This is a genomic window from Acinetobacter sp. ANC 4173, from assembly GCF_004331255.1.
In the GTDB taxonomy this organism is placed as follows: Bacteria; Pseudomonadota; Gammaproteobacteria; order Pseudomonadales; family Moraxellaceae; genus Acinetobacter.
Window position 1 is genome coordinate 286,504 of the sequence record NZ_SJOF01000002.1, and the last position, 26,733, is coordinate 313,236.

33 protein-coding genes are annotated in these 26,733 nt (G+C 40.8%); 25 read left to right on the forward strand and 8 right to left on the reverse strand.

All coding sequences use genetic code 11. From position 1 onward, the window contains the following. From E0H94_RS03750 to E0H94_RS03845, 20 genes are all read left to right on the forward strand, one after another. Complete coding sequence (locus E0H94_RS03750; protein ID WP_044738534.1) at nucleotides 1–360, forward strand: putative holin; 360 nt, start codon at nucleotides 1–3, stop codon at nucleotides 358–360. Next, nucleotides 357–629, forward strand: a complete 273-nt coding sequence (locus tag E0H94_RS03755) for a phage holin family protein (protein ID WP_131325192.1) — start codon at nucleotides 357–359, stop codon at nucleotides 627–629. Before E0H94_RS03750 ends, E0H94_RS03755 begins: the two co-directional genes overlap by 4 nt. Next, nucleotides 626–1,480, forward strand: a complete 855-nt coding sequence (locus tag E0H94_RS03760; protein ID WP_131325193.1) for an N-acetylmuramidase domain-containing protein — start codon at nucleotides 626–628, stop codon at nucleotides 1,478–1,480. Before E0H94_RS03755 ends, E0H94_RS03760 begins: the two co-directional genes overlap by 4 nt. Beyond that, entirely contained in the window at nucleotides 1,477–2,007 is a 531-nt protein-coding gene (locus E0H94_RS03765) for a phage tail protein (RefSeq protein ID WP_131325194.1), read from the forward strand. Before E0H94_RS03760 ends, E0H94_RS03765 begins: the two co-directional genes overlap by 4 nt. 8 nt (nucleotides 2,008–2,015) lie before the next feature. After that, nucleotides 2,016–2,456, forward strand: coding sequence for a phage virion morphogenesis protein (locus tag E0H94_RS03770; RefSeq protein ID WP_131325195.1), 441 nt, complete (start codon nucleotides 2,016–2,018; stop codon nucleotides 2,454–2,456). A 94-nt stretch (nucleotides 2,457–2,550) separates the two neighbouring features. Next, nucleotides 2,551–3,180 carry a phage baseplate assembly protein V gene (locus E0H94_RS03775; RefSeq protein ID WP_131325196.1) on the forward strand — a complete coding sequence of 210 codons (630 nt, stop codon included), beginning with the start codon at nucleotides 2,551–2,553 and terminating at the stop codon, nucleotides 3,178–3,180. Continuing rightward, entirely contained in the window at nucleotides 3,177–3,521 is a 345-nt protein-coding gene (locus E0H94_RS03780; RefSeq protein WP_131325197.1) for a GPW/gp25 family protein, read from the forward strand. The genes E0H94_RS03775 and E0H94_RS03780 overlap by 4 nt, the downstream gene beginning before the upstream one ends. Then, nucleotides 3,518–4,423: a baseplate J/gp47 family protein gene (locus E0H94_RS03785; protein ID WP_131325198.1), complete on the forward strand. Its 906-nt coding sequence runs from the start codon at nucleotides 3,518–3,520 to the stop codon at nucleotides 4,421–4,423. The genes E0H94_RS03780 and E0H94_RS03785 overlap by 4 nt, the downstream gene beginning before the upstream one ends. After that, nucleotides 4,420–4,950 carry a phage tail protein I gene (locus tag E0H94_RS03790; protein WP_131325199.1) on the forward strand — a complete coding sequence of 177 codons (531 nt, stop codon included), beginning with the start codon at nucleotides 4,420–4,422 and terminating at the stop codon, nucleotides 4,948–4,950. The genes E0H94_RS03785 and E0H94_RS03790 overlap by 4 nt, the downstream gene beginning before the upstream one ends. A gap of 3 nt (nucleotides 4,951–4,953) precedes the next feature. Further along, nucleotides 4,954–6,243: a phage tail protein gene (locus tag E0H94_RS03795; protein ID WP_131325200.1), complete on the forward strand. Its 1,290-nt coding sequence runs from the start codon at nucleotides 4,954–4,956 to the stop codon at nucleotides 6,241–6,243. Nucleotides 6,244–6,254: 11 nt separating this feature from the next. Further along, entirely contained in the window at nucleotides 6,255–6,749 is a 495-nt protein-coding gene (locus E0H94_RS03800; RefSeq protein WP_131325201.1) for a hypothetical protein, read from the forward strand. A 103-nt stretch (nucleotides 6,750–6,852) separates the two neighbouring features. Then, nucleotides 6,853–8,028 carry a phage tail sheath protein gene (locus E0H94_RS03805; protein ID WP_131325202.1) on the forward strand — a complete coding sequence of 392 codons (1,176 nt, stop codon included), beginning with the start codon at nucleotides 6,853–6,855 and terminating at the stop codon, nucleotides 8,026–8,028. Between the two features lie 37 nt (nucleotides 8,029–8,065). Further along, on the forward strand, nucleotides 8,066–8,581 hold the full coding sequence (locus tag E0H94_RS03810; RefSeq protein WP_131325203.1) for a phage major tail tube protein: 516 nt from the start codon (nucleotides 8,066–8,068) through the stop codon (nucleotides 8,579–8,581). Nucleotides 8,582–8,643: 62 nt separating this feature from the next. Further along, nucleotides 8,644–8,982: a phage tail assembly protein gene (locus E0H94_RS03815; RefSeq protein ID WP_131325204.1), complete on the forward strand. Its 339-nt coding sequence runs from the start codon at nucleotides 8,644–8,646 to the stop codon at nucleotides 8,980–8,982. A gap of 26 nt (nucleotides 8,983–9,008) precedes the next feature. Next, complete coding sequence (locus tag E0H94_RS03820) at nucleotides 9,009–9,116, forward strand: GpE family phage tail protein (RefSeq protein WP_264757541.1); 108 nt, start codon at nucleotides 9,009–9,011, stop codon at nucleotides 9,114–9,116. Nucleotides 9,117–9,131: 15 nt separating this feature from the next. Beyond that, nucleotides 9,132–11,708: a phage tail tape measure protein gene (locus tag E0H94_RS03825; RefSeq protein WP_131325205.1), complete on the forward strand. Its 2,577-nt coding sequence runs from the start codon at nucleotides 9,132–9,134 to the stop codon at nucleotides 11,706–11,708. Between the two features lie 5 nt (nucleotides 11,709–11,713). Next, nucleotides 11,714–12,154 (forward strand): phage tail protein, encoded by a 441-nt coding sequence (locus E0H94_RS03830; RefSeq protein WP_131325206.1) that lies wholly within the window; start codon nucleotides 11,714–11,716, stop codon nucleotides 12,152–12,154. Then, nucleotides 12,151–13,458 carry a contractile injection system protein, VgrG/Pvc8 family gene (locus E0H94_RS03835; protein ID WP_131325207.1) on the forward strand — a complete coding sequence of 436 codons (1,308 nt, stop codon included), beginning with the start codon at nucleotides 12,151–12,153 and terminating at the stop codon, nucleotides 13,456–13,458. The genes E0H94_RS03830 and E0H94_RS03835 overlap by 4 nt, the downstream gene beginning before the upstream one ends. Nucleotides 13,459–13,599: 141 nt before the next feature. Then, nucleotides 13,600–13,875, forward strand: a complete 276-nt coding sequence (locus E0H94_RS03840) for an ogr/Delta-like zinc finger family protein (protein ID WP_044738551.1) — start codon at nucleotides 13,600–13,602, stop codon at nucleotides 13,873–13,875. Then, nucleotides 13,868–14,068 carry a TraR/DksA C4-type zinc finger protein gene (locus E0H94_RS03845; RefSeq protein WP_131325208.1) on the forward strand — a complete coding sequence of 67 codons (201 nt, stop codon included), beginning with the start codon at nucleotides 13,868–13,870 and terminating at the stop codon, nucleotides 14,066–14,068. The genes E0H94_RS03840 and E0H94_RS03845 overlap by 8 nt, the downstream gene beginning before the upstream one ends. Nucleotides 14,069–14,381: 313 nt before the next feature. On the opposite strand, the gene E0H94_RS03850 is transcribed toward E0H94_RS03845, so the two are convergent. The 6 genes from E0H94_RS03850 to E0H94_RS03875 all read right to left on the reverse strand — a co-directional run bounded on the left by E0H94_RS03850 (nucleotide 14,382) and on the right by E0H94_RS03875 (nucleotide 18,843). Next, entirely contained in the window at nucleotides 14,382–15,089 is a 708-nt protein-coding gene (locus E0H94_RS03850; RefSeq protein WP_131325209.1) for a hypothetical protein, read from the reverse strand. Further along, the gene (locus E0H94_RS03855) at nucleotides 15,086–15,541 is read right to left on the reverse strand and encodes a hypothetical protein (protein ID WP_131325210.1); all 456 of its coding nucleotides are present in this window, start codon (nucleotides 15,539–15,541) and stop codon (nucleotides 15,086–15,088) included. The genes E0H94_RS03850 and E0H94_RS03855 overlap by 4 nt, the downstream gene beginning before the upstream one ends. A gap of 2 nt (nucleotides 15,542–15,543) precedes the next feature. Continuing rightward, nucleotides 15,544–16,641 (reverse strand): hypothetical protein, encoded by a 1,098-nt coding sequence (locus tag E0H94_RS03860; RefSeq protein WP_131325211.1) that lies wholly within the window; start codon nucleotides 16,639–16,641, stop codon nucleotides 15,544–15,546. Nucleotides 16,642–16,778: 137 nt separating this feature from the next. Next, entirely contained in the window at nucleotides 16,779–17,096 is a 318-nt protein-coding gene (locus E0H94_RS03865; RefSeq protein ID WP_131325212.1) for a hypothetical protein, read from the reverse strand. A gap of 12 nt (nucleotides 17,097–17,108) precedes the next feature. Next, nucleotides 17,109–17,852, reverse strand: coding sequence for a hypothetical protein (locus tag E0H94_RS03870; protein WP_131325213.1), 744 nt, complete (start codon nucleotides 17,850–17,852; stop codon nucleotides 17,109–17,111). Then, nucleotides 17,836–18,843, reverse strand: a complete 1,008-nt coding sequence (locus tag E0H94_RS03875) for a hypothetical protein (protein WP_131325214.1) — start codon at nucleotides 18,841–18,843, stop codon at nucleotides 17,836–17,838. Before E0H94_RS03875 ends, E0H94_RS03870 begins: the two co-directional genes overlap by 17 nt. Before the next feature lie 512 nt (nucleotides 18,844–19,355). Between E0H94_RS03875 and E0H94_RS03885 the strand changes: the two genes are divergently transcribed. The 3 genes from E0H94_RS03885 (at nucleotide 19,356) to E0H94_RS03895 (ending at nucleotide 22,132) form a co-directional block, all read left to right on the forward strand. Then, entirely contained in the window at nucleotides 19,356–20,171 is an 816-nt protein-coding gene (locus E0H94_RS03885; RefSeq protein WP_131325216.1) for a Rha family transcriptional regulator, read from the forward strand. 116 nt (nucleotides 20,172–20,287) lie between these two features. Continuing rightward, on the forward strand, nucleotides 20,288–20,503 hold the full coding sequence (locus E0H94_RS03890; RefSeq protein WP_131325217.1) for a hypothetical protein: 216 nt from the start codon (nucleotides 20,288–20,290) through the stop codon (nucleotides 20,501–20,503). A gap of 144 nt (nucleotides 20,504–20,647) precedes the next feature. After that, nucleotides 20,648–22,132 (forward strand): patatin-like phospholipase family protein, encoded by a 1,485-nt coding sequence (locus E0H94_RS03895; RefSeq protein WP_131325218.1) that lies wholly within the window; start codon nucleotides 20,648–20,650, stop codon nucleotides 22,130–22,132. A 47-nt stretch (nucleotides 22,133–22,179) separates the two neighbouring features. Here E0H94_RS03895 and E0H94_RS03900 read toward each other — a convergent pair whose 3' ends face one another. Both E0H94_RS03900 and E0H94_RS03905 read right to left on the reverse strand, forming a co-directional pair. Continuing rightward, nucleotides 22,180–23,274, reverse strand: coding sequence for a DUF1542 domain-containing protein (locus E0H94_RS03900; RefSeq protein ID WP_131325219.1), 1,095 nt, complete (start codon nucleotides 23,272–23,274; stop codon nucleotides 22,180–22,182). A gap of 19 nt (nucleotides 23,275–23,293) precedes the next feature. Next, nucleotides 23,294–23,635: a helix-turn-helix domain-containing protein gene (locus tag E0H94_RS03905; protein WP_131325220.1), complete on the reverse strand. Its 342-nt coding sequence runs from the start codon at nucleotides 23,633–23,635 to the stop codon at nucleotides 23,294–23,296. A gap of 92 nt (nucleotides 23,636–23,727) precedes the next feature. Here E0H94_RS03905 and E0H94_RS03910 point away from each other — a divergent pair, with 92 nt between their 5' ends. Continuing rightward, nucleotides 23,728–23,919, forward strand: coding sequence for a hypothetical protein (locus tag E0H94_RS03910; RefSeq protein ID WP_044738561.1), 192 nt, complete (start codon nucleotides 23,728–23,730; stop codon nucleotides 23,917–23,919). A 93-nt stretch (nucleotides 23,920–24,012) separates the two neighbouring features. Further along, nucleotides 24,013–26,733, forward strand: a complete 2,721-nt coding sequence (locus tag E0H94_RS03915) for a toprim domain-containing protein (protein WP_131325221.1) — start codon at nucleotides 24,013–24,015, stop codon at nucleotides 26,731–26,733.

Consider the following 26,733-nt stretch of genomic DNA (forward strand, 5'->3'; position numbering starts at 1 on the left):
ATGCCTGAACCTACTGCTACAACCACCACCGCAACAGCTCTCAGTTTAAGTGCTGTTTCCATTCTGCCCTTTATTAACGGTAATGCCCTACTTGGTGCTGTATTGGGTGCCGCATTTATTGCAACTTATGAAAAAGACTTATCGGCATGGCAACGTTTACGCACCATGCTGCTTTCGACAGGTATTGGCTACTTACTTGCCCCTGAAATTACCAGTCGGACCTTTATCACCAGTGATGCCACTGCTGCCCTGATCGCATCGACCTTCTCGCTATTCATTTTGGTCAAGGCGGTAGATTGGGTGAAGGCATCCAAACTTTCTGATATTTGGAAAACTTTTCGAGGTGGAGGTGCATCATGATCGAACTCTTATTTCAAACCATTGCCGTTTTAGCTTATCTCTTTTGTGGTGTTCGGATTATCTGCTTTAGCCGTGAAGAAACACCTTTTCACCGTGGCTATTCTTGGCTCGCAGCATTGTTGATTGCCTCCTTCCTTGGGCAGTCTGTTCACATTCTTTTCTTTAAAGATCCCGTCACTCTATGGGATGCCATCTTCGCCTTATTGCTCGCCATAATCGTGCTACGTAGTCGCGGTAATGTTGCCAAACTGATCTGGAGTACATCATGAAATTATTAAAGTTTGGAAGTAAAGGATCAGCCGTTTCTGAGCTACAGAGACTCCTGATTAAACAAGGCATGAAGGGAAAAAATAACAAGTCGCTATCTGTGGATGGTGATTTTGGTGAAAGCACTGAATATGCAGTGATTCAATTCCAGAAAAAAATCGGCATAAAAGTGGATGGCATTGTTGGAAATGCAACATTCAATGCCCTCAAAGGTCTAGACCTTTCTAAACACCTAAAAGATGCAGACTTAACGACTGGTGCAAAACGTCTAGGTGTCCCTGAAATTGTCATTCGTGCAATTGCCGAAGTTGAAACACTTGGCGATGGTTACTTGCCTGATGGTCGCCCGAAGATTCTGTTTGAACGTCACCGCATGTATTTCTACCTCAGCCAAAAACGTGGAAAAGACTTTGCTGACCAAATGATGAAGCAGTCTCCCAATGTCGTGAACAGTCAGACTGGTGGATACCATGGCAATGCTGCTGAATACACCCGTTTGGCTTTAGCCAAACAAATTGATGAGGACTGTGGCTTGATGTCTGCTTCTTGGGGACGTTTCCAATTGATGGGTGAAAACTGGAAAGACCTTGGCTATTCATCTGTTCAAGAATTTATCGAACAGCACTATCAAAGTGAAAGCCTACAGTTTGAAGCTTTTCTACGTTTCTGCGAATTCAAGTCAGGTACAGTCGCTGGCAAAAAGTGGACTTTACTGGAGGCACTACGCCAGGAAAACTGGGATGCTGTATTTAGTCTGTATAACGGTCGCAATTATAAAAAGCTCGGCTATGACACCAAGTTTCTTCGCGTCATGAACCGCCTAGATCCTAGCTATCAGAGCAATGCTGCATGAAAAAGCCCAATAACCTTCGAGAGTATTTAGTGAGCCATCTGAAGTTCCTTCAGGATAATCCAGACCAACTCAGCATGCATATTGAAAGTGGTCGCTATCGTTCTACCCTTGCCAACGGCTACGGCATGGAAAGCATTTCACCAGTGAAGTTCATTATTCAGGACTTCACTGGTGATGCCGACCTGATTGCCTTTTTACTGTTTCAATGGCTGCGGGTGAATCAGTCTGAATTGCTCGCCAATTTAGAGAAGAACAAGAATGCTGTGAAGTTTGAAGCTGAATTTCTGGACAATGACAAAGTCGATGTGATGTTTGAATTGGAGCTGACAGAACGTGTGATTATTCAAAGACAAGACAATGGCAGCTTCAATTTCTCTTATCCTGATGAACCTCAATATTCACCAGCATTGCCCGTGACCGAGTGTGAAATGGCCGATGAGCAAGGCAATATTCTAGCAACATGGACCAGTATTGAGCCTTCTAATACTGTCGCACTTGAAATGCCTTTGGCAAAAAAACCTCAGTGAGTTAAACCATGCGTGAAAACTTAGATGATTTGGTTAAATACCTGACACCATTACTGAATAAACTCAGTAATGGTGAGATGTCTAAACTGAATAAAAAAGTCGGTGCAGATTTAAGACAGAGCCAACAGCAACGGATTGCTGCTCAACTTAACCCCGATGGTTCTGGCTATACTCCAAGACGGTTACGAGACGGCAAACGGATCCGTCGCAAAATGTTTACCAAATTACGTGCTCAACGTTATTTCAGAAACTTCTCCAATGCCGACAAAGTCAGTGTTGGGTTTTTAACTAATGTCGTTTTTGTGGCACGTATTCATCAAGAAGGTTTACGTTCTCGCGTCAGTCAAAATGGTCCTACTATTACCTACCCCAAACGTGAACTGTTGGGTTTCACACCAACTGATATTCAATTGATTGAAGACTCTGTAATGCGGCACTTAAAGACTTAACTTTGTCGCTAAAATGAAGAAGTTCTATTTGTAGTATCCCCTCTTACAAATTGCCATTAATGCAAGACACACTGCCTTAAAGCAAAGTAGGCACATGAGTGCTGAAATCCATCGTCGCTTAGAAAATTTGATCCGTTTAGGTCGAATTAAAAGCGTTACCCCTGCTAAACCTTTTCATACAGTCACTGTCGATCTAGGCGACATCGTGACTGATGAATTACGTCTATTCAATCTACGCGCTGGTGCTGATCTTAGCCATGACTTACCCAGTATCAATGAAGAGTGTGTGGTCTTTAGCCCTACAGGTGAGCTGACGCTCGGTATTGTTTTGGTGGGTTTAAATAATGAAGCCTTTCCCACTCCGTCATTGAATCCCAACATCAAATTAAGAGTCTATGAAGATGGTGCCATGATCAGCTATGACACAAGCAACCATTCCTTACAGGCAATTCTTCCCAATGGTGGTACTGCCATTCTGACCGCCACTGGAGGTATCACCGTGAATGGTGACACCACTATCAACGGAAATTTGCAGGTAAATGGCAGCACAGCAATGACTGGCAACAATACTGTAGGCGGTAGCCAACTCGTTCAAGGCAGCAGTCATTCTTCAGGTAACTTTAGTACCGAAGCCGATGTGAAAGCTGGAAGTATTAGCTTGAAAAATCATAAACATGGTGGGGTTCAAGCGGGTGGCTCTGATACAGGAGTATCCAAAACATGATGTCACGCGAAACTGGTCAAAGCCTTAATGTAATTCCCCACATCAAACAATCTATTCAGGACATTCTATTCACCCCAATTGGGAGTCGGGTTATGCGTCGTGAATATGGCTCCATGATTTTTAAACTGATTGACCAACCCTTTAATGATGCTGTCCGTCTGCAAGTCATGGCAGCCAGTGCTACAGCCATTATGACTTGGGAAGACCGAGTCAAACTGACCAGTGCCAAGTTTTCCAAAGCCGAAGATAGTCGCTTCCAGATTGACCTAGAAATGCAGCTTGTCGGTACAGATCAAACCAAGAAACTTTCTATTCCATTAAATTACGGGTCTTCGCTATGAGTGTTGATTTTTCGCAACTGATTCAACCTGACATCATCGAAGAAATTGACTTTGAAACACTGTATGCCGAGCGTCAAGAAGCGCTTATTAATCTCTGGTCAAGCGAAGAGCAGCCCACGATTCGCCAAACACTGACACGTGAAAGTGAACCTCTGGTTAAGCTGCTTCAAGAAAACTGCTATCGGGAAATGATTTTACGGAATCGGATTAATCAAGCTGCTCGTGCCCTGTTATTGGCTTATGCCACCAAAAATGATTTAGACCAACTCGGAGCTAACTTCAATGTTAAACGTCTAATAGTTTCGCCAGCCGATAACTCAACCACACCACCGACTGAAGCTATCATGGAATCAGACGATGCTTTTCGTGAACGGATTCAATTGGCTTTTGACACTCTATCTGTCGCAGGACCTGAAGCAGCATATAAGAAATTTGCCCGTGATGCCGATGGTCGTGTAGGCGATGTTTCCGTCATTTCACCACAGCCTGCATATATCACTTTAACCATTTTACAGGCGGATTCTTTAACTGGAGCAGCTTCTCCAGAGCTGATTCAAATTGTCTCAAATGCGGTGACCGCAGAAGATGTGCGTCCTATTGGAGATAGGGTCACCGTTCAGTCCGCATTCATCGTCAACTATGCCATTAATGCCAAACTCTACATTGGTAAAGACCCAGAAGCAGCAACACTGTTGCAACAAGCAATTACCAATGTGACTGCCTATGCCACTAAACAAAAGAGATTAGGCCGATCCATTCGGATGTCAGCGATTTATGCAGCTTTACATATTGATGGTGTAAATCGGGTCGAATTGATTAGCCCTACGGCAGATGTTGTATTAACCTCTGCACAAGCCTCCTATTGTACCAATATTTCAGTAACGATCGGAGGGATTGAATGAGCCAATTACTCCCCCCAAATAGCACTCAATTTGAACGAAATGTCACAGCAGTCACATCACAAAATAGCGCTTTACCTGTTGCAATCAAAACATTGGTGTCAATTGATGAGGCTCCAGATCAATTCCTGTCATTTCTAGCATGGCAATATTCGGTCGATTCATGGGACACCAACTGGCAACCCTCACTACAACGCCAACGGATTAAAAAATCATTCCGACAACATCAAATTAAAGGAACGCGTCAGGCAGTTCGTGAAGTACTGGCACAGTTTGGCTATCAGTGCATTTTCAAAGAATGGTTTGAAGCCACACCGATTGGTACACCAGGAACTTTTATCTTAGAACTGGATCTCAATGGACTGGAACTGACCGAGGACACCTATGCCGAAGTGAATCTACTTGTGAAAGATGCAAAACCTGCCAGTCGGCACCTCACCAATTTAATAATTAACGTTCAACCCATCTGTATTCCGCGAGTTGCTGTCGGCACTCATGGCGCGGAAACAGTCACCATTTATGTCGAGTAGAATATGGCAGCAACCTACAAAGGTATTTTAACCAATAACGGTAAAGCACTGATTGCCAGTGCAACCCTCAATAATAAAATCAACTATTCCCATATTGCGGTTGGGGATGGCAATGGCTCAGTACCTACGCCTTTAGAAACGCGAACTGCATTAGTAAATGAAAAAGCTCGTATCGCTCTCAATGTCGTCGAGATCAATCCAAATAACACCAATCAAATCGTCTGTGAAGCTATTATTCCTACAACTACAGGCGGTTTCTATATTCGAGAACTTGGGCTTTTCGCAGGTTCAACCATGGTGGTGAATGCCAACTATCCACCAACCTACAAACCTTTAGCCGATGAAGGTGGCGCACGTGAAATTGCGCTTAAGCTCGTTATTAATATTCAAAATGCCGATGTGATTGCATTGTACTTAGATGATTCATTAATTTACGCGACTAGAGCATGGATCGATACTAATTATATTCGTCGTAATGAATTGGTGGATAACTTGACCACCAGTGATGCAACAAAACCACTAACGGCTAAGCAAGGTAAAGCACTTCAAGACTATAAATTAGATAAAACAGAAACTGCCGTTGCTGCTACAAAACTCGCAATTGCACGTTCTGTGAGTTTTTCAGGTGCAGCAACAGGTTCATATTCTTATGATGGATCTGGAAATAGTTCTTGCATTTTAACATTGGCCAATTCAGGTGTATCAGCAAATACTTATGGCTCTGCACTTAAAATTCCGGTTATTACTGTCAATGCCAAAGGATTAGTCACCGTTGTATCTGAACAGAATCTTCAAATTGTAGATAACCTAACAACAGATGATTCAGCAAAGCCAGTCTCAGCCAAACAAGCTAAAGCACTCCAAGACAATAAATTAGATAAAAACACCGAAGCCAGTACTGATATTGCAGGTATTGTTAAACTGGTGAATGACCTTACAACTGGCGGAACAGATAAAGCTTTGACGGCTGAGCAAGGAAAACTTCTACTGGCTGGATTAACATTTTCAACAACAGAGAATGGATATTTGAAGCTACCCAATTGGATGGGGGGATTAATTATTCAATGGGGAACCATTTCTCTTGTTGCATCTAGTGGTGGAACGCTTATTCAGCCCGTAGTTTATCCAATAACCTTCCCTAATGTTGTATTACATATTTTCCCCTCTCTTAGAGAATCATCAGGTTCAAATGCAGATTCAATTTATACACAAGATAGAACAGCAACTGGATTTAAAATCGGGCAAACGGCTGGTGAAGCACATACTGCAAGTTGGTTTGCAATTGGCTATTAAGGGTAATTAAAATGATCAAATTCAGTGAAAAAAATCAAGCATTTTATGATAGCAATCTAAAGTACTCAGATTTACCTGATGATTTAGTTACTATCTCCGCTGAGCAGCATCAGATTATGTTAGATCAGATAAATGGCAGCTGTATAATTTTTTCTAATCTAACAGCATCGCCCCCACGACCTAATCAATTTCATACATGGAATGGTACAGATTGGATTGATCACCGAACAACAGAAGAAATTGAAGCTCAACGTCTAAAGCAATTCAAACCGCTCACCCGTTACCAATTCTTTCGGGCACTTCTAGAGAGTGGCTACAAATCTGCTGACATTGAAGTACAGATCCAAACCATTGAAGATGACTATCAACGTGAACTGGTCATGTTAGGTTGGCAAATGGCGACTAACTTTGTACGCACCGATGAAAGTGTCTTGCTAATGCAAAATATGTTGGGTTGGACTAGAGACCAAGTCGATGAAATGTGGTTTTATGCCTCTACTCTCTAAATTCGAATTTGTAGCATACCCTCTTACAAAACCCCACGCTTAAAACGTGGGGTTTTATATGCAAGCCTTTTGTTGAACTAGAACATCAACAAAAGGTTGCCCTATGGCATTAGATGAATATCACCACGGTGTCCGAGTTGCAGAAGTCAATAACGGTACACGTTCCATCCGAACGGTGGCTACCAGTATTATCGGCTTAATTGCAATCGCTTCAGATGCCGACGCTACGCTGTTTCCACTAAATACACCTGTGCTTGTCACCAATATCCAAAGTGTAATTGGTAAAGCTGGCGTACTTGGTACATTAAAATCTTCACTACAAGCAATTGTCGATCAGACTAACACCACCGTGGTGGTAGTCCGTGTAGATAGTGCAGAAGCCGAAGCAGAACAAAGCTCGCTTGTCATTGGCACCACCACGGCATCAGGTCAATACACAGGCTTAAAAGCTTTGCTTACAGCCAAAGCAAAACTTGGTGTCACCCCTCGCCTCATTGGTGCACCAGGACTTGATACCCAAGCTGTGACCACTGCACTTGTGAGCACTGCACAAAAGCTACGCGCATTTGCTTATGCATACGCCTATGGCTGCGAAACAAAAGAAGAAGTGGTGGCTTATCGTGAATCCTTTGCTGCCCGCGAGCTTATGCTCATCTGGCCACAGTTCATCCGCTTCAACACAGAAACCTCCCAAAATGAAGCCATTTCCCCTGTCGCCTATGCTTTGGGTCTACGTGCCAAAATCGACAACCTTACAGGTTGGCACAAAGTCATTTCCAATGTTGCAGTTAATGGCGTGGTGGGTATCAGCAAAGACGTCTGGTGGGACTTACAACAAACAGGAACCGATGCCGACTACCTCAACTCAAATGGCATCACCACACTGATCCGTGAAGATGGCTTCCGCTTCTGGGGCTCACGTACCTGCGACACTGATGGTCTATTTCCATTCGAGAACTATACCCGTACCGCGCAGATTATTGCCGACACAATTGCCGAAGCACACATGTGGGCTGTCGATAAACCATTGCATCCTTCATTAGCAAGTGACCTGATAGAAGGCATTCGCGCCAAACTCAGTGACCTAACGACAAACGGCTATCTCATGGGTGGTGAGGCCTGGTATGACGAAACCAAGAACCCAGTAGAAAACCTCAAAGCAGGCAAATTCCGTCTGTCTTATGACTACGGTCCTGTTCCACCTCTCGAAGATCTAGGTTTTTACCAAATGATCACAGACGACTACCTCGCAGATTTTGGCGCACGGATCACGGCATAACGCTGTGATTTGTCCGCCCCTTATTTGAGTAAAACACATGGGACTACCAAACAAACTTAAAAACCTGAACCTGTTTAATGATGCTGAATCATTAGTGGGTGAAATCGCTGAATGTACCCTACCCACCCTAGGACGTAACTTTGAGAACTGGCGTGGTGGTGGCATGAATGCTCCAGTCGCGATCGATCAAGGTATGTCTGAAGAGTCTATCGACTTTGAATGGAAAGTTGGTGGACTCAACCTGACCTCAATTCGTCAATACGGCATTACCTCTGCCTCTGGCGTCTTGCTGCGCTTCGCAGGTGCTTACCAACAAGATGACACGGGTGCAGTCACTCCTGTCGAAGTGGTACTTCGCGGCCGTCATGAAGAAATCAACATGGGGACACAAAAGCCAGGTGATGACACAGAGCAAACCATCAAGACCAAATGGACCTATTACAAGCTCACAGTAGACGGCAAGAAAGAAATCGAGATTGATATTTTGGCGATGAAAGAATTCGTCAATGGTGTCGACCGTTTAGAAGCGCAGCGCAAAGCCTGTGGACTGTAATGCCTTACCTACTGCATCGCATCATGCAGTAGGACTCTTTTCATATTCAGGAAATTATCAACATGACCACGCAACAACAAGCTGAAAACCTAGCTGCTATTCAAAACCCAAATGAAGCCAAATACACCCTTGAAACTCCTCTTCAAGTCGGTGGGCAAACCATTACCGAAGTCATCATTCGTAAACCAGGCACAGTGGCACTTGCGGGATTATCCCTACAAGACATTTACCGTTCTGATGTCAATGCCCTTTGCCAAATCATTCCCAAATGTGTTTGGCCACAAATCCCTCGTGAAGCCATGCCACTGATTGACCCTGTCGATCTCGGACAAATTGCAGGACACATCATCTATTTTTTGATGCCGAAGTCGCAGCGTGCAGCGACCGATATCCAGTTATAGACAGTATTCCAGATGTCATCGCTAACATCGCTCTGATCTTTCATTGGTCGCCACGAGACCTCGCAGATATGAGTTTAAGTGAATTGTTCATGTGGCACCAAAAGGCTTTAGAGCGTAACCAAACCCACGAGTAAAGGTAACACCCACCAATGTCGACCTTAAATTTACAAGTTCTTTTTGATGCAAAAGACAGAATCACAGGACCTATGAAGGCGATTATTGGGGGTTCACATGACCTCAGCAGTGCCTTCAAACAAACCCGTACCGAACTTAAAGCCTTGCAAGATCAGCAAGGCAATATCAACCGTTATAAAGAAACCCAAACGGCATTAGAAGCTACAGCCAATAAAGCAAAAGAATACCGTAGCGAGTTAAAACAACTACAAACTTTGCAGAAAAGTGGCAATACACTGACAGAAACTCAGCTCAACAAAATCAAGAATCTTGAACAAGGCATTCGTCGGCTTAAATCCACCGAAGCCACTCAACGTAGTGAATTACAGTTACACATCCAAGCCCTACAAAAGTCTGGGATGAATGTCGATAAGCTGTCCAAAGGTGTAGATCGTTTAAGTGATGAAGAAAGTGCCCTTAAAGACAAAATCCACCAAACCACAATGGAGTTAAATAAACATCGCAATGAACTAGACAAAAATAGTGAGGCTCAAAAGCGTTTTGCCAAAACCCAAGCCATCCTGCAAAAAGGTTCGGATTTCGCCAAAAAAGGCTTAATGGTCGCAGGTGTTGCAACTGCAACCATGACCGTACCTGTCAAACTGGCGATCGACTATGAATCATCCTTGGCCGATGTCAAAAAGGTTTTTAACGGCACAGCAGCCGAGTTCAAAACCATTAACAATCAAATTGTCGAAATGTCGACACGCTTGCCCATGGCAGCCAAAGATATTGCGGCTATTGTCGCAGCAGGTGCACAGTCAGGCATTGCCAATAAGGAATTGACCACCTTTGCTGAAACAGCCGTGAAAATGGGCGTCGCTTTCGATATTTCCGCAGAAGAGTCAGGTCAATCCATGGCAGAGCTACGGACAGCCTTCCGTATGTCACAAGCCCAAGTCACCACCCTTGCCGACCAGATTAACTATCTTGGCAATAACACACCTGCCGCAGCCAAAGGCATTTTGGAAATTGTGCAACGGATTGGACCTTTAGGTGAAGTGGGTGGCTATGCTGCTTCCAGTATTGCTGCACTTGGGGCAACTTTGCGAGGCATGGGCATTCAAGAAGAAATTGCCGCAACAGGGATTAAAAACACCATGCTGGCTTTGGTCGCGGGTGAGTCTGCAACGAAAGGACAAATCGCAGCCTATAAAGAACTTGGTCTAGATTACGGCAAAGTCGCAAAAGACATGCAGCAAGATGCCAATGGCACAACCCTCATGGTACTCAAGAAAATTGCGACCTTAGAGAAATACAAACAAGCTGCTGTGCTTTCCGATCTGTTCGGCAAAGAGTCTTTAAGTGCAATCGCTCCACTACTTACCAACATGAGCGCCCTAGAAAAGAATTTGGGCTTAGTGGCAGACAAAAGAAAATATGCAGGCTCTATGGAGCAAGAATATGCAGCTCGTGCAGCCACTTCTGCCAATAACATTCAATTGCTTAAAAATAGTGTCGCTGCTTTAGGTATAGATATTGGCAATGTCTTACTTCCTCCACTGAATAGCGTGATTGTTAAAGTCCGTTCATTTACCAATGATGTGCGTAACTGGGCAAAAGAAAACCCAGCTTTGGCGGCTACACTGACTAAAGTTGCCGTCGCTGGCATTATTTTATTAGGAGGTATCTCAGCCCTCGCTTTAGGCATAACCACCTTACTAGGTCCACTCGCCATTTTAAAAATGACCTTCAGTGCCCTTGGCTTAGGCTTCGGTGCTTTGGGTGCAATTTTCTCCCCTGTAGGACTCATCATTTTAGGTGTAGTTGCTGCTATCGCAGGTGCAGCCTATCTCATCTACAGAAATTGGGAGCCTATATCTGGATTCTTTACAGATATTTGGTCCACTATCAAAACTGCTTTTAATGGCGGTATTTTAGGTGTTACTGCACTCATCCTGAACTGGTCGCCTTTGGGCACTTTCTATTCTGCCTTTGCCAACGTTCTTTCATGGTTCGGTATCGATTTACCTAAGCAATTTACAGGCTTTGGTTCAATGATGATCAAAGGGTTAATCAATGGCATAGAATCCATGTTTCCAGGGCTTAAAAATATCTGGTCTAAAATCACCAATTACATGCCCGACTTCATGCGCAAGAAAATGGATATTCACTCCCCCAGCCGTGTCATGGCAGGTATGGGTGGTCATATTGTCGACGGCATTGGGGTTGGGCTAAATAACCGTACCCCTACTTTACAAACCCAGTTTAAGCAAACCCTCGGCATTTTCGATACCTCCATGCCTACTGTTGGCTCTGGTATGAAACGCCCCTTTCTAGACACCGTTGGACTCACTGAAAAACCAGTACCTGCAAAGCACCTAAATGGACAAAGTGACCGCAGCCAACAAGCCCCAAAATTTCAGCGTGTTGCTGCTATTCAAAGCCCAAAAAGTATCAGCATTACCAACAGTGACAGCATTCAAATCCACATCAATACCAGTGGACAAGGGCCTCTGCACAATGCAGCCAATGAAGTTCGCCAAGCCTTAGAGCAGCGTGATCGGCAGCGCAATGCTCAACTTCGTCGTATGTTGACCGATCGGGAGTAATACACATGATGATGGCTTTAGGATTATTCGTATTTGAACTTTCTACCGTTTCCTATCAAGAGTTACAACGTACGACCGCTTGGCGGCATCCAAGCAATAGCCGTGTAGGAAATACCCCTGCATATCAGTTCACAGGGAAAGATGAAGAAACCATTAACCTATCGGGTGTCATCTATCCTGAAATTACGGGCTATCAAAACTCGTTGGATATGCTGCGTAATATGGGAGACACAGGCAAGCAATACATTCTGATTGAAGGCACAGGCAAAATTTACGGTCTGGTGGTGATTAAGGAAGTTCAGGAAACTCGTTCCAACTTTTTCCATAATGGCGGTACCCGAAAAATCAGCTTCAGTGTTTCTCTGACCATCACGGAAGATACCACCAAGAAATTGATTGGTCCTACAGGTCAGGCATTGTTAAGTTTAGGAGGCTTATTCCTATGAGCCTCCTTCCATCAAATACAACGCCCTATTCAAACTTGAGTAACTACCCGCATGCCATTTACCGCATTACTGTGAATGACATTGATATTTCATCTACTCTTGCTTCACGCTTGATTGGGCTGACCTTGCAAGACAACCGAGGCATGGTTGCCGACAGTGTTGATCTGACTTTAGATGACAGTGACCATGCGTTAGAAATTCCTTCCGTCGGTGCTGAAATGAAAGTCTGGCTCGGTTGGTCAGATACAGGTTTAGTCTATAAAGGTGCTTATCTGGTCACAGGTGGTTCACACTCTGGTGCACCCGATGTACTCAGAATTTCGGCAGAAAGTACCGACCTTGCCGAAGCCTTTCGTCAAAAGCGAGAACGTTCTTTCCATCAACAAACTGTGGGAGAAATTTTTCAGGCATTGGCGTTTGAATATGGTCTAAAGGTATTGGTACATGCCAGTTTAAGCAGCCGCTTGGTTTCACACATCGACCAGAACGATTCCGATGCCAACATCATGACCCGCATAGCCGATGAACACGATGCCATTGCCACAGTCAAAAATAACACCCTACTTCTACTGCCTATTGGTGAAGCTCAAACCAGTTCAGGATTAAGTCTGCCCGCAGTTGAATTGGTCAGAACTGATGGTGACCAGCACAGCTATGCTTACGGTCAAAGTCACGACAAAGTGGAATGTGTGAAAGCCTATTATCACAACCCTCAAAAGGGTGAAAAACTCTATGTCATTGTGGGTAGCCATACCGACAACCCGAAAGAGATCCGCTTTATTCATCGGGACAAGAAAACTGCTGAGCTGGCTGCTTTGGCAGAGTTAAAACGTTGTAAACGCGCAGAGCTTTCGCTGTCTTATACCTTGGCAAAAGGTCGACCAGATTTACTCCCGGAACAAGAGTTTTCTTTTGTGGGTTTAAAGGCACAAATTGATGAAATTGTTTGGTTAGGCAAAACCATCACCCATGATTTAAACGAGTCTTCTGGCTATACCACTCGCATAGAGCTAGAGGTGCAATTGCCCAATGCAGATGATGTGTCTGTTTTATTTGATGACACCACTAAAATTGAGCAAGAGAAAAAAGCCAAGACTAATTCAGGGCAAAGAAAGGCGAAAAACTATAAGACCTATACAGGCGTGAAAACTTGGTACTCGGCAAAACCTAAACCACAGGTCTTAACGGTGGGTGATCAAAGCCAGCCTTTAATTTTGGTACGTACTTATAAATCTAAAAAAACCGCACAGGTGGCAATGAAGCGTGAATGGGCACGTATTCAAAAAGCCAAAGGCGCGGCATAAAAAAAGCTGCCAGTGGTTCACAGGCAGCTATAAAGAGGGTCTATTTAAAATAACGTTATTTAATACATTTATCAATATAAAAGCACTATATTTAATACTTTTATTATACAATTAAAAATATAAACCTATAAAAGGTACTTCATGGCAAATACAAGAAATCAGAACACCTGTCCGCATTGCGGTTCTAAAGTCATCATCCGTCATTCTCACATTGAAAATGCCCTTTTAAAAACCCTATACGGTCAGTGTCAAAACCTAGAGTGTGGTTGGACTGGTCGGGCGCATATGGAGTGGGCTGCCACTATTTCCCCTTCTGCTATGCCTAACCCTGAAGTCATGCTTCCCCTTGCCCCATGTGCTATTGCTAAATCAGTCGTTAGCCATGATCCACGTCAACTTCGGAGTCGTCATGGCTGACATTATTGATATCGCGCAACAACGCCAGTTAGAACAAGTTCAAATTCAACCTAAAGATTATTCAAAGCCTTCTCTTACAGAGTGTGAAGAATGCGGCAATAACATTCCACCAGAGCGTCAGAAGTATGGTGCTGTGACTTTGTGTGTGGCTTGCCAGAGTAATTTAGAACTGAAACGGAGTTTATACCGATGATGCCTTTTGCAGTACTGTTCATTGTTTTGTTTGTGGTGGCTTTGCTGGTTTTATGGATGATGCTGGATTACCAATACATTCGTATGCAAAGCATGTTGAAACAGGAATATAGAGTGATAGATCAATTAACTAATAAGGTGCGTACAAATGGATTCTAAATTTTGGGAAACAGCAATATTTTTAGTGCTTTGCATTCTGGTTTGGCGACTTCCAGAAATTATTACTGCACTTAGGTGGATGAAAGTATGTGGCTTTACCCCTTCCTAATAGGATTTCTTAGTGGTTGTATAACCGTTTGCTTATATTTCATTAATTAAAAATGATCCTCCTCATGAGGATCAAAGTTTTCATAACTCTCCCGAGCTTCTTGGTATTTTTTTGCTTCACGCCCACTTTTATCATTTGGTAAGTGCAATAAACATATTGGCATATGTCGTACTTTATAAGGATACCCACTTACATGATGCATCTGGCTTGTAACTAAACATCTTGGATTCAAACTACAATCTTCAAAATTTAAATCTTGTATTTCTGTAGCTTTAGCTTCTAGATATTCACGCCACTTTTGCATAACGGATCGTTCAGTTTCTTCTCTTCCTCGTGGTTTTATATAAATCAACATACCACCACAAGTCGCATTAGCCTCACCTTTACTATATCTTGTCGTGAGCTGCTCATACCCTCCGTATAAATACGGATTGCCATAGTTATCTTTACCACCAAATATTTTTGCTTCGCCAATCCATTTAAAAGGCTTCTGCGTTACTGAAATATCTGCATTACCATTTTTATCACTATCTAACTGAGCATCATAATTTTTAGCTCTTAGATTACTCCAGATATGCCATGAGATACCTGTTTCGCCCATAGGAAGCAAATGCTCAGTGCCATCGATCATGTCAGAAAAAATACAATCTAAGTCGTTATATAGCAGCTCTATAAAGTTTTCATATGAACTTCGAGATGCAACATTATGAAGAGATAAATCCTGTGCTTCAGGTAAATCATTAAACCCTCTCATGATACTCTCTCAATCAGACACAATAGCTCATTAGAAGGTGCAAAATATGGAAGGACTAAATCATTAAACTCTTCTTTTTCAATCTTATTTTGAGTTACAGGGTGGTAAAAATCGTTGTTTTTATATGAGATATAGATAATGTCTAAATCAAAATCATGCCAAAAACCATCACTAGCTTCGTATTGAAACTTTTGAACAATAAAATCAATATTTGGATGTGCCAAAATATATACACTATCAGCAAACTCTTGTTTCTGATTCATATTGAGCTTAGACATTTTGAATAATGCTGAAAAATTGAAGTACGATGTGTCGTCTAAATTTTTATGTAAAATTGAAAAAATAATGTTAGAACAAGTACTTTCCAATACCTGTTCTAGTTGTTTGCCTTCTATATGTTTTTTTATTCTTTCCAGATATATTTCTGAAATATTTGACTCAGAGCCTATCATAATTAGTCACTTTTTAAGTGCTCCATAATCTTATCAACACAAGCCTGAAAATTTTCAAACTGGGTAACATGATCAAGTATAGCAAGTTTAATTGGTGAAAAAGCAGATTTCTTGTACTCACCAAGCCCCATTTTAATTGTAATAATTGGGTTATCGTTACCAAATGGGTATCGTTTACTTACACCATAAAAATCCGCATCAAGTTCTTTCATCCCCTTCTCAAAGAACTCATCTTTACGCGCATCCTTTCTTAATGTCGAACTGCCAGCAGTATAGTTAAAAGCTCCATCTTCAGTTGCAAAATAATGTTTAACTACATTACCTAACTCTTCATCTTCCATTTTCTGAACGCAAGGCAACAAATTTTGAGGCGTGAAATGTTCTGAACCGAACAAACTTTGAAATAAATCTTTCAGTTGACCATATGCCTTATTCATCTCAGCATTAGTGAACTGAGAATCCAAATCAAGTCCAAGAACTAGACAACTATTTTTTAAATCAATCGCAACGAAATCAAAAACACACACTGTATGACGAACTATTTTAACAACATCAATTACTTGACTTGTTTCATCTGTATTTTCAATGTTTTCAATTAAATTTGGTACAGATGCTTTCTCAAAATAAGACCTCACATCTTTAATATAGTAAAGACTCAAACTGTCAGAAGGCTCAACCATTAAACTCATTTGACGAGGCGTATTAAGTGTTACCTCATAGTTAAAAATCGTCGTATACCCTTCATCAAGGTCTTCGCAGATATAACCATTATTATCAAAGTTTTCTTTAATTTCCAGCAACTTATCTTCTGCTAAATTAAAAATGTAAATTCGTTTGGAAGCAAGAGTCGTATGTTTATAAAGTTCAGCCTCAGAAACTCTTAAAATCTGGGTAATAGTTCTTTCAATATCACCACTCTCAAATTTTCTAACTTTTGCACAAATACTATCAAAACCTGTTGATGAACTAAGCCCTGCTTGTTGCATCAAAGAATTGAACTGAGGAAAACTATATCCCCTTTTTTTAAGTTGCTTAATATTATAAATTGCTGAATCTTTAAGGGTATCAATATCTAAATCTATCTTTTCTGGTTGATTCATAATGCTATAAATTATACTTAAGTAATTTGTTCAAATTATAGTATCTAAGTATCCCCTAAATTTCTATCACAAAAACCCAATAAAGTTTGCTTTATCACACAACCTTAGTCGTAAACATTGGACCACTCTTACAGGTATTACACCCTTTTCTTATCCCCCAAATTTATCTTGTTACGTCCAAAGTAAATGCAGAATACATTAGTCAAAAAGATCGCAAGGTAAAACATGAGATGTGCAGACGTACCCTCAATAGACTTTATGACAGTTTCAATGCCTAAACCTAAAATCATAAACAACAGCAAAAACGCCAAGAAATGATGGGTAAAAATGGCTAAACGTGAAGGTGTTTCACCGTGAGAAGTAATGAAGTAAGTGTTTGGTTTTATTAAGTACCAGATCATCAGTACTGGAACCATTAGCCAAATACCTAAACCAAACGTCAAAGCGTAAATCATGTATCAATCCTTTTAAGCAGCTTCATCTAAAGCATCACTTTCCTGCCGATCTACTTCAATCTTCTCTAATTCTAAAAACCTCATAGCCTTCCACGGTTTTATCATTGGTGAAAGAACCATCATTGCTAAAATGATACCCAACACAAACAATAGAAATTGAGATGCTACAAAAGAAAGAGGAATACCTTTTAAACTTGCACCAGTTGTAAAAGCAATATAAAAGGTTAGTACTGTTGGATATAAAGTACCAAAGCTAATCCCAAAATAAAGAAAAGTACCAAAACCATTCAAAAGCTTTATCCACCATATCTTGCAAAAACTCTTCAATTTATATGCTTTCGTACTTTCATCTTTTTCTAAGAAAAAGTTTCCAGAATCATAATAGTTCATAGCTAAACGACTATTTTTACAAGACAAAATATATTCCAATAAGTCCTTATCATGGTGTGAATACTTGAGAAGTTTATTTAGTTTCAGAACATCAAGATGATACTTAATTTGATGCTTATACTTCTTAAATGCTTCATCTTCCAACAAGTCTTCTTGGTCTTTAATTTCCTCTTTAACTCTTCGGACTTTATATTCTTGATGTTCTCGAATACTCGTCAGAATTCCAGACTTTGAAATAGAAAAGAATAAAATAATGACCGATGCAAGAACAACGATACCGATGACAACCGCTACCCCATAAGGGTTGTCGAGTATTCTTTCAATTAAGGGGTTAAGATTTAAATCTGTATTAAGGTTGGCTGCCACTTGAACCACCTGTCTTCGCATTCAAATTTTTAACTGCTTCAGTCGTTGCCTTTACCAACTCAGTTGTATTTTTCATTTGATCAGTAATAATATTACTAGTTTCCCCTTTGTCATTATTAAGCAAATCACGACCAAAATATTTCAGAGCAAGCTCTTTTCGAATCTCAACAATTTTAGGGTCTTCTGTTGAAAAACTTGCAACAAATGATGGAAATGCTTCAAGCTCTAACTTCGTCTGCTCACATTGATCCGCAATGTTTTGATATTTTGTTGATAGCTTTAGATAAAAAGTAATTAAAGTAACTGACGTGATTGCTAGTGTAATTTTAAAAAACCAGTAATCATATTGATCTAGTCCTAGTGACTTTTTTAATACTGCCGAGAACCAAACAAGAATAACGACTAAAACTATTAAAACTAAAAAAACAACCCTATAACCATATGATCTATCGCTATATTTTTTTACTGCTAAATCATAAATATCATGAGTGTTTGTATTTTTTTCCTTTTCGATTAATTGATTAAAATTTTGAATACTTTCATTCTGAAGCTCAATCTTTTTATTTAATATTTCTATATACTTACTTGACTTATAATGAAAATCTTTCAACTGTTCAATATGCAATGTTTTCTGAACACTACTGATAATTTTCTTTAAATCCTCATCAAAATAACTAATATACGAATCTAAAGCATCAAATGTTCTGAAGCTTTTTAAATTTCTTTTTTGCATATTAATAAATTCATAAAGCTCTCTTACTGTTGAATTTTCTAATTCACCTAATTCAGCAATACTATTTAAAAGCTCATCAATTTTAGAAACTATATTCTTTTTCTTTTCTTCAATTAATTCTAAACTTTCTTTTGGCTTTTCTATACTTTCATAAATTTTATAAAATAATATTTTCAAAGAGTTAATTTCTCTTTGAATTATTACATTCTCTTCCGTCCTTAACTCTTTATCTTTGAGAAAATCAAATCCCCCAGCCATCCAAAACCCCACCCAATTCATAATTTTTTATAAAGTATTGACTCACTTATAGTATCTAAGCTACTCTAAATTTACCACAGCAAAATCTGTGGTCAGGCCTAGGAAACCTGCATAATCTAACAGGCGTAAAAAAGTCCGCCCATGCGGCTATTTTTTTGCGTAAAATTCGGCTACGCCTTTTTTGGTAGGCTGGATGAGGCAGCTTCGCGCTGGCCGTTACTGTTAGAACGGTTTTCCTAGCCTTGTTCAGTCTGCCACCATTACCCTAGGAAAGTGATGGTGTCAGGTTTAAAACTTGACTAACAGGACAAGCCAATGAAAACATTCGCTTCTACGCATTCGTGCACGCAAAATAAAGTAAAAGAACACACCCCCATCGACGATCTAAACGCGTACCTCCTACGCCAAAGAAAACTCAAACACAAAAAGCTGCTGAAAAACTTTGTCGAAACCACAGTATTTATAAGCATGGCTGCTATGACCTTCTCCATTCTATTTTGGGGAGCATAGTCATGAATGAAATCATCGACATCGAACATGCCGTCTATATACAGAATGACCTTATCAAAACCGACAGCCTAAAAGTAGCCAAATACTTTAATAAAAGACATTCACACATTTTACGTGCAATAGAAAACCTAGAATGTTCACCTGAATTTGCGTCAGCCCAATTTTGGGCTCACGTGCAACCTATTCAAGCTGGAGCTGTAACACGCGATTCCAAATACTATGAAATGACCAAAGACGGCTTTATCTTTTTGGTCATGGGTTTTACTGGCGCAAAAGCAGCCCAAATAAAAGAAGCCTACATCCAAGCCTTTAACCACATGGCAACCCAACTGCAAAACCAACACATCTGTGGAGATGACCTTAAAACAGGTGCCATCGTCCAACTGGTGTCGGGCGGTCCACAACTTAGCGTCAGCCAACTCTTGACTAATGCTCAAGGCATTATCGAAACTGCCGAAGTCCTTTGGTTTCATCAGCACAAACTACAAAAGGAAATTGTGCCTATCGCCTGCCTGTGTCCTTTGGGTACGTCGCCAGTACTGCAAAACATCTGGTCGCTCATTTACGACTACGGCATAGACCAACTCAACCATAGTGCAAAGCCCAACACCATTGCGCTAAACCTCAGCCAACTTATTGCCTGCATTCCAACTTTGCCACCCAAAAAGCAACTGATGCAGCAGCTAAAAACCAGTACTGCGCCATTCCCCCAGTGTATAGACCACTCTGCCGCTGTGCGTAGCACCATTGACCGTACACTGTACCGATGCTTCGTATTCCAAGGTAGCGCAAAGCCACACAGCGCCTTGCTTATGTAGTAAATTTGAATTAGTTACATATTCATGTTGTAGTGCGACACTACAGGTCGCACTACCCTATATTTCGGTACAGATTTTTTAGAAAATAAACCCATGATCAATAGACAGGGGGAGCAATGCATTCAACAATCGAAATTAACAGCCATAAAGATATGACTGCCGAACAAATACTGGAAGAAATTCAATATCCACTTGAAAACTTAGAACACTTCCTTTACGCCATGACCAAAATGAAAATTGATGACACTTTAAAAGATGAAGAGTTTACAGCCATCATTAACACCTTGCACTATCAGGTCTTACAGATCTCTAAAGCGGTACGGAACAAATAAACAAAAACCCCAGCTTAGGCTGGGTTTTAATTTTCTAGAAAACATTAGATACGCCAATAAATTGAAAAATGCCAAATACAGGTTTAGATTATAAATTGAACAAAAAACAATCTCCCTAAAAATAATAATTCTGAGGGCTTGGGCATGACTTCATCGAATGATATGAAATTATCAGACTTAATTATGGAAAATACCCGTATTCATAGCAATGATGGGTATATTAGTCAGATTAAAAAGCAAATTACAGAATTCCCTATTTCCGACATTGTAGATGATAAGGGCAACCAATACGTTGACCTTGTTATGCAAGGTGGCGGTGTATGGGGCATAGCTTTAATTGGTTTCACTTATACCCTAGAGCAGGCAGATATTCGGTTTCTAAACTTGGGTGGAACTTCAGCAGGTGCAATTAATGCTTTATTACTTACTGCATTAGGTAAACCCTCAGAAGAGAAAAACACAGAGCTTCTAGATATTTTCGATTCTATGCAGTTAGAGAAATTTATAGATGGAGGGTTTATAGCAAGAAGTCTAGTAAAGGACTTACAAAAATATGAAGATGATCAATCTATATTCATGAAGTCTAAAATTATTTTAAAAATTTTAGGTGCCGTTGCAGCACGAAAATTATGTCCCAAGATTTTAGGCTTAAACCCAGGTCATAAATTTGAAGAATGGTTAGAAAAGACATTAAATAAAAAAGGGATTTCAACAACTAAAGAATTATTCAATAACCTACAAAACAGTAATCTTAAAATTCGAGATATTGATATTCGGAAATTTCGACCTTTCGATGAATCTCGCTTTGAAAATGACTTTAAGAACAACGTACTTGCAATGGTTACTTCTGACATCACTACTGAAAGTAAAATAGTATTACCTCAAATGGCTCCTTTGTATTGGGAAAATCCTCTAACTACTCACCCTAAAGAATATGTTAGAGCTTCTATGTCCATCCCTCTTTTCTTTGAACCAGTTAGACGTCCACAATTAAAAGAGTACCCTAAAGATTCTTGGAAGGTTTTAACGGGTTATGAAGGTCCACCACCAGAATTAGCTTATCTGGTTGATGGGGGTATTACCTCAAACTTTCCGATAGATGTCTTTCATTCACGTGACTGTATTCCCTTATGCCCTACTTTTGGTGTGAAATTAGGTGTGGACCGTGAAAAATCATTAAAAATTGATTGGATTTTGAACTTTGTCGGTGCAATGTTCGATACAGCCAGACATAATTCAGATTACAGCTTTGTATACAACAATGAAGACTACAGAAAAATTATTACATTCATAGACACTGCAAAAATATATGATCCAATTAAAGAAGCAAAAAGCTATATAGATGGTACTTACGCAAATTTGCCACCAAAAAATGAATCCCCCAAATACGGGTGGCTAGAATTCGGTATGTCCACTAAAAAGAAAGCTGCTTTGTTTGCACTTGGTGCTAAAGCTGCACGCGACTTTATTTGTGGTAATCAAGTATTTGAAGTAGACCCAAATGAAAAAGTAATCGAACCTTTTGACTGGAGAGTATATAAAGTATTAAGAGAAAGTCTTGTCGTACAAGACCCACCAGCATATAGAAAATGGAAAGATGAAATTAGACAACATTCATTATTTCCATAAATTTTGTCTTTCAAAGCGGTACGGAACAAATAAAGAAAAAACCCAGCTTAGGCTGGGGGTGGTGGTATCACTAAATTCCGTTTCTCGTGCCTATCAAAGGCTTCAGCCCATTGTTGTGAATTAAAGGCAGTTCTTATATAAAATTTACAACCGTATTTTTCATAAAAAATATCTCCAGTCCCAAATAAATTGAACAAATAGCTGTCTTGTAGCGAATTGTGTAAGCCTGGCCAAATTGGTGCTAAATAAAAAATCGAGATTTGTTCAGATGAAGACATAGAATCACGAATTAAAGTCCAAAAAAATAATTTTTCATGCTGTTGAATAGTTGCCATTCTAACCAGTTGAATTATAGAATTATAGATTGAGAAATAAGAAAAAATTTCATAATAGCTATTATTGTTATTTAAATTTATACAAGAATGCTCGAACATTTCTTTAACTTTTAAGGAGTCTAATTTATCTATATTATCCTTGTATGTGTTGAAGCATATCTTAGAATACTCTGAATTTAAAGTCGGAAATATTTCATATCCTGTTCGTGTTACTCCACTCAAATCTGTTAATTTTAGAGAGTTTAATCTTTCATTTTTATAATTTAATAATGCAAAAAATTGATTTGAAAAAAAAGTACTTCGACCCTCTTGAACTTGCACTTCATGCGTTTTCTGCGCAAACTCCATTTGTTCTAAAGTAGAACTCCTAGTTTGTTGCATCTGATTATGAGCCAATTCTTTTGCATTTGTTATCTGTTGGTCAGTCAAAATTCTAGCTTGATTTAACTGAGCATCAAGAGCATCACGTGCCTGTTGTAATTGTTCATTTGTAGCATCTTTTGCTTGCTGCAATTGCTCCGCAGTGGCATCTTTTGCTTGTTGCAATTGATCAGTCACAGCATCACGTGCATCTTTATTTGCTTGACGCTGTAAAAATACAGAATAAAGGACTATCACTAGGGTAACTGAGGTAAATAAAGTATTAAGGCTGCCGTAAATATCACCTATTGGACCCAAATCCCCAATTTTTCCTAATTCATTACTCGGCACATGCCATATATTCAATGCCCACCAATTAAAAATGGTTGGGAAAAACAGCCAAATTAAAACTAACAGTCCCGCCAGAACAACCCATAAAATTTTCATTTTATTCTTCTAAAGTTAATTATTTAAACTGATTCGCATAAGTCTCAACAAGTGAAACCAATCCCCCACGCATTTCTTCACGCGTCTGTCTGTACAGCTCTAGCAGTTTCACTTCTTCATCAGAAAGCTCACCGCTTTTAACTGGTTGTTTGCCCCACAAAATAAACGGAATGTTAAAGCCGTGGTCTTCTAGCTTGTCTAAATAGTCCGTGTTCAATGGCTCGTTATGCTTCTCAAAACGCCCAACCGAGTTCTTTTTTACCCCAAGTATTTCTGCAAGCTCGTCCTGAGTATGTATCCCCAAACGCTTCCGTTCTGCTTTTAAACGACCACCACGAGTCAATAAATCATCATTTTTCATACTTTTCCCTAAAAAAGCACTTGTAAAACACCATATTTAGTACTAAATTTAGAAACACTAAGTATCTAAGTACGATTAATGGTGATTTTCGCATGACTTCAACAAACATTCAAACAAAACCAAAGCACACAGAACTAACCCAAGTACGTTGGACTAAAAAACAGCTCAAAGCCCTAAAGAAAATTGCATTCGAGAAAGACACAAAAATTGCCATCTATATCCGTGATTTTATGGTCAAGCACCATCCCGAACTGCAAGACACCCCAAGCGACACGCAATTGTAATCAAAGCAGTTTTTATGCACATCGCATTGCTACAAAAAAGCAAAAAAGTACACAAACTCATACAGTTAAGTCGTTAAATTTTAGTGGGTCTACATGTCAAACATTCACGTTCTCATCGACGAAAAAATAAATCAGCTCTTCAGCTTTAAGCGGGTTGGAGACTGGTATCGTCAGGGAATCTGCCCCAACTGTGGTAAGAAAGAACTCTACACGCACGCAGTCAATCCACGTGTGGTCAAATGTGCCCGTCTTAACAAATGTGGCTATGAAGAACACGTCAAAGAAATCTGTGAAGACCTATTCAAAGACTGGTCTAAAGACTTCCCGCGCACCAAAGAAAACCCACATGCCGCAGCAGACGCTTACCTGCTCCATGCTCGTGGTTTAGACCCAAACCTACTCAAAGGTTCATACACCCAAGAACTATTCAGAAACGACCTCAAATATCCAAACGAAGTCACCGCAACCGTCCGCTTTAAACTGGCAGATGGCATTTATTGGGAACGCTTTATCGACCGTCCAGAACGTTTTGGTCGTCAAAAAGCAAACTTCATTGGAAAATACGAAGGTCATGCATGGACTTTAGACAAGCTTGATGCCCTGTGTAATGCACCTTCTATCTGGATTACCGAAGGTATTTTTAATGCTATTGCACTGAGTTTTAGCAAACAGCCCAGCATTGCTACGCTTTCAACCTCTAACTATCCAAGCATCATTCTCAAACAAATTGCCGACCGTTGTATCGAACTCAAAAAAGACCGTCCGCGTCTACGTTGGGCATTCGACAACGACAAAGCAGGTAAAAAGGCCATCAAGAAGTTTCACCTTCGTGCCTTACAGGAAAAATGGGACTCTACCGCAGCCCTACCGTCTGGTCAGTTAGACTGGAACGACCTTTACCAACGCGACCAACTGCATTCCGAATACCGCGACCAGTACAAACACTATGGCGAACTGCTTATCGCCGAGTCTCCAGAGCAAGCAGGCTTGCTCATTTACAATTATAAGGATGCCCGCAGAAAAACCTTCTGGTTTAACCACAACTTTCGCTTGTACTGGTTCAACCTCGACATGGACAAATACACCAAAGAACTGGAACGCATAGAAGCAGATCCAGAGCGTGATTTATTACTCGATAACCAAAAGCGTGAACTGGCTTTACAGCAATGTGCTGCCGTTTCCGAAATTTGTAATCGTCAGCTCAACCCTCTGTATTTTCAGCGCAATGAAATTACCGATGAGTCCTGGTACTACTTCCAAATTTTGGACGCAGAAAAAGAAATGAAAGCCACCTTTACTGCGGACCAAATCTCGGCAAAAGGAAAGTTTGGTCCACGCCTATTGTCAGTTCAAGTTGGTGCATGGTGGACAGGTAACGACCATCAGCTTTTAACCTTCATGAAAAACCAAACCGAGCGTTTACGTGAAGTTAAAACCATCGACTTTATTGGCTACAGCAAAGAATTTCAGGCGTACATTTTCAACAAACATGCTGTCTACAAAGGACAAGTGATTGAGATTAACGACCATGACTTCTACAAAGTCGGTCGTATTGAATTAAAGACGTTGGCAAACAGTCCAAATGTTCAGCTCAATCCCAAATCCACCTTTAAACCAACTTGGTGGAAAGACTTCTATCGTGTCCGTGGCGCAAAAGGACTCATCGCTCTGGCGTGGTGGACTGGCTCATACTTTGCTGAACAAATTCGTGCCATGCACAGCTCTTTCCCTTTTATTGAAATTGTCGGGGAAGCTGGTGCAGGTAAATCACGCCTTATCGAATTTATGTGGAAGCTCTCAGGTCGCCAAGACTATGAAGGCTTCGATGCCAACAAATCCACCAATGTTGCGGTGTACCGTAATTTCGCCCAAATCTCGAACTTGCCTGTCGTACTGATTGAGGGTGACCGCAATGACCAAAATGGCAATACCATCGGTAAACCCAAGTTTTCATGGGATGAACTGAAAGATGCCTACAACGGTCGTGCCATTCGCTCAAAAGGATTAAAAACCGCAGGGAACGAAACCTATGAGCCACCCTTTCGTGGTGCCATCATGATTAGCCAAAACACCGCTATTCAGGCATCCGAAGCGATTTTGACCCGTACCTTACACCTCTACTTCGACCGTAAAGGACAGTCACTCGAAACCAAACGCATTGTTGATGAACTCGACCGCATGAACATTGAAGATGCCTGCACTTACATGACCCATTGCCTACGTCATGAAACAGCTTTTCTTACAACCTATGCGGAAAAGCTCGATCAAATAGAAAAAGAGTTCCATAACAACGGCATTACCCATACCCGTATTGCGCTATGCCATGCCCAAGTTTCAGCACTGATAGATGCCTTGGCAAAGCACGTTTTGCACGATGTTTTAGACCTTGAAGATGTCTGTGCAGCCAAAGACATGCTGTTCGACATGGCACACGAACGCGTCAAACAGCTCAATGGAGATCACCCGTTGGTTGAACAATTCTGGGACGTTTACGAATACCTCAATTCAAGCCGTTCTAGCGACTTCTCGATTAACCATTTTGACCATGATGCACACCAAATCGCTATCAACCTAAATGAAGTCTACAAAGTTGCAGCCAAGAACTATCAGCAGCTCCCAGACATTAAAGAAATGAAGAATCTTTTAACCTCCAGCAGACGCTATAAGTTTATCGACAAAAGCCGAGTGGTCAAAAGCCACCGCTACCCTGCGGACGAAGTAAAAAACGCACTGGAAGACCGAACCCTACGCGAACACACCGTTCGCTGTTGGATATTCCAAAATCCTGCCATTTCAGGAACACCCAACTCATGA

Excerpts from the sequence above, each read along its gene's own strand:
- E0H94_RS03750 (WP_044738534.1), top strand. The coding sequence starts at position 1 with ATGCCTGAACCTACTGCTACAACCACCACCGCAACAGCTCTCAGTTTA.
- E0H94_RS03755 (WP_131325192.1), top strand. The coding sequence starts at position 357 with ATGATCGAACTCTTATTTCAAACCATTGCCGTTTTAGCTTATCTCTTT.
- E0H94_RS03760 (WP_131325193.1), top strand. The coding sequence starts at position 626 with ATGAAATTATTAAAGTTTGGAAGTAAAGGATCAGCCGTTTCTGAGCTA.
- E0H94_RS03765 (WP_131325194.1), top strand. The coding sequence starts at position 1,477 with ATGAAAAAGCCCAATAACCTTCGAGAGTATTTAGTGAGCCATCTGAAG.
- E0H94_RS03770 (WP_131325195.1), top strand. The coding sequence starts at position 2,016 with ATGCGTGAAAACTTAGATGATTTGGTTAAATACCTGACACCATTACTG.
- E0H94_RS03775 (WP_131325196.1), top strand. The coding sequence starts at position 2,551 with ATGAGTGCTGAAATCCATCGTCGCTTAGAAAATTTGATCCGTTTAGGT.
- E0H94_RS03780 (WP_131325197.1), top strand. The coding sequence starts at position 3,177 with ATGATGTCACGCGAAACTGGTCAAAGCCTTAATGTAATTCCCCACATC.
- E0H94_RS03785 (WP_131325198.1), top strand. The coding sequence starts at position 3,518 with ATGAGTGTTGATTTTTCGCAACTGATTCAACCTGACATCATCGAAGAA.
- E0H94_RS03790 (WP_131325199.1), top strand. The coding sequence starts at position 4,420 with ATGAGCCAATTACTCCCCCCAAATAGCACTCAATTTGAACGAAATGTC.
- E0H94_RS03795 (WP_131325200.1), top strand. The coding sequence starts at position 4,954 with ATGGCAGCAACCTACAAAGGTATTTTAACCAATAACGGTAAAGCACTG.
- E0H94_RS03800 (WP_131325201.1), top strand. The coding sequence starts at position 6,255 with ATGATCAAATTCAGTGAAAAAAATCAAGCATTTTATGATAGCAATCTA.
- E0H94_RS03805 (WP_131325202.1), top strand. The coding sequence starts at position 6,853 with ATGGCATTAGATGAATATCACCACGGTGTCCGAGTTGCAGAAGTCAAT.
- E0H94_RS03810 (WP_131325203.1), top strand. The coding sequence starts at position 8,066 with ATGGGACTACCAAACAAACTTAAAAACCTGAACCTGTTTAATGATGCT.
- E0H94_RS03815 (WP_131325204.1), top strand. The coding sequence starts at position 8,644 with ATGACCACGCAACAACAAGCTGAAAACCTAGCTGCTATTCAAAACCCA.
- E0H94_RS03825 (WP_131325205.1), top strand. The coding sequence starts at position 9,132 with ATGTCGACCTTAAATTTACAAGTTCTTTTTGATGCAAAAGACAGAATC.
- E0H94_RS03830 (WP_131325206.1), top strand. The coding sequence starts at position 11,714 with ATGATGATGGCTTTAGGATTATTCGTATTTGAACTTTCTACCGTTTCC.
- E0H94_RS03835 (WP_131325207.1), top strand. The coding sequence starts at position 12,151 with ATGAGCCTCCTTCCATCAAATACAACGCCCTATTCAAACTTGAGTAAC.
- E0H94_RS03840 (WP_044738551.1), top strand. The coding sequence starts at position 13,600 with ATGGCAAATACAAGAAATCAGAACACCTGTCCGCATTGCGGTTCTAAA.
- E0H94_RS03845 (WP_131325208.1), top strand. The coding sequence starts at position 13,868 with ATGGCTGACATTATTGATATCGCGCAACAACGCCAGTTAGAACAAGTT.
- E0H94_RS03850 (WP_131325209.1), bottom strand. The coding sequence starts at position 15,089 with ATGAGAGGGTTTAATGATTTACCTGAAGCACAGGATTTATCTCTTCAT.
- E0H94_RS03855 (WP_131325210.1), bottom strand. The coding sequence starts at position 15,541 with ATGATAGGCTCTGAGTCAAATATTTCAGAAATATATCTGGAAAGAATA.
- E0H94_RS03860 (WP_131325211.1), bottom strand. The coding sequence starts at position 16,641 with ATGAATCAACCAGAAAAGATAGATTTAGATATTGATACCCTTAAAGAT.
- E0H94_RS03865 (WP_131325212.1), bottom strand. The coding sequence starts at position 17,096 with ATGATTTACGCTTTGACGTTTGGTTTAGGTATTTGGCTAATGGTTCCA.
- E0H94_RS03875 (WP_131325214.1), bottom strand. The coding sequence starts at position 18,843 with ATGGCTGGGGGATTTGATTTTCTCAAAGATAAAGAGTTAAGGACGGAA.
- E0H94_RS03885 (WP_131325216.1), top strand. The coding sequence starts at position 19,356 with ATGAATGAAATCATCGACATCGAACATGCCGTCTATATACAGAATGAC.
- E0H94_RS03890 (WP_131325217.1), top strand. The coding sequence starts at position 20,288 with ATGCATTCAACAATCGAAATTAACAGCCATAAAGATATGACTGCCGAA.
- E0H94_RS03895 (WP_131325218.1), top strand. The coding sequence starts at position 20,648 with ATGACTTCATCGAATGATATGAAATTATCAGACTTAATTATGGAAAAT.
- E0H94_RS03900 (WP_131325219.1), bottom strand. The coding sequence starts at position 23,274 with ATGAAAATTTTATGGGTTGTTCTGGCGGGACTGTTAGTTTTAATTTGG.
- E0H94_RS03905 (WP_131325220.1), bottom strand. The coding sequence starts at position 23,635 with ATGAAAAATGATGATTTATTGACTCGTGGTGGTCGTTTAAAAGCAGAA.
- E0H94_RS03910 (WP_044738561.1), top strand. The coding sequence starts at position 23,728 with ATGACTTCAACAAACATTCAAACAAAACCAAAGCACACAGAACTAACC.
- E0H94_RS03915 (WP_131325221.1), top strand. The coding sequence starts at position 24,013 with ATGTCAAACATTCACGTTCTCATCGACGAAAAAATAAATCAGCTCTTC.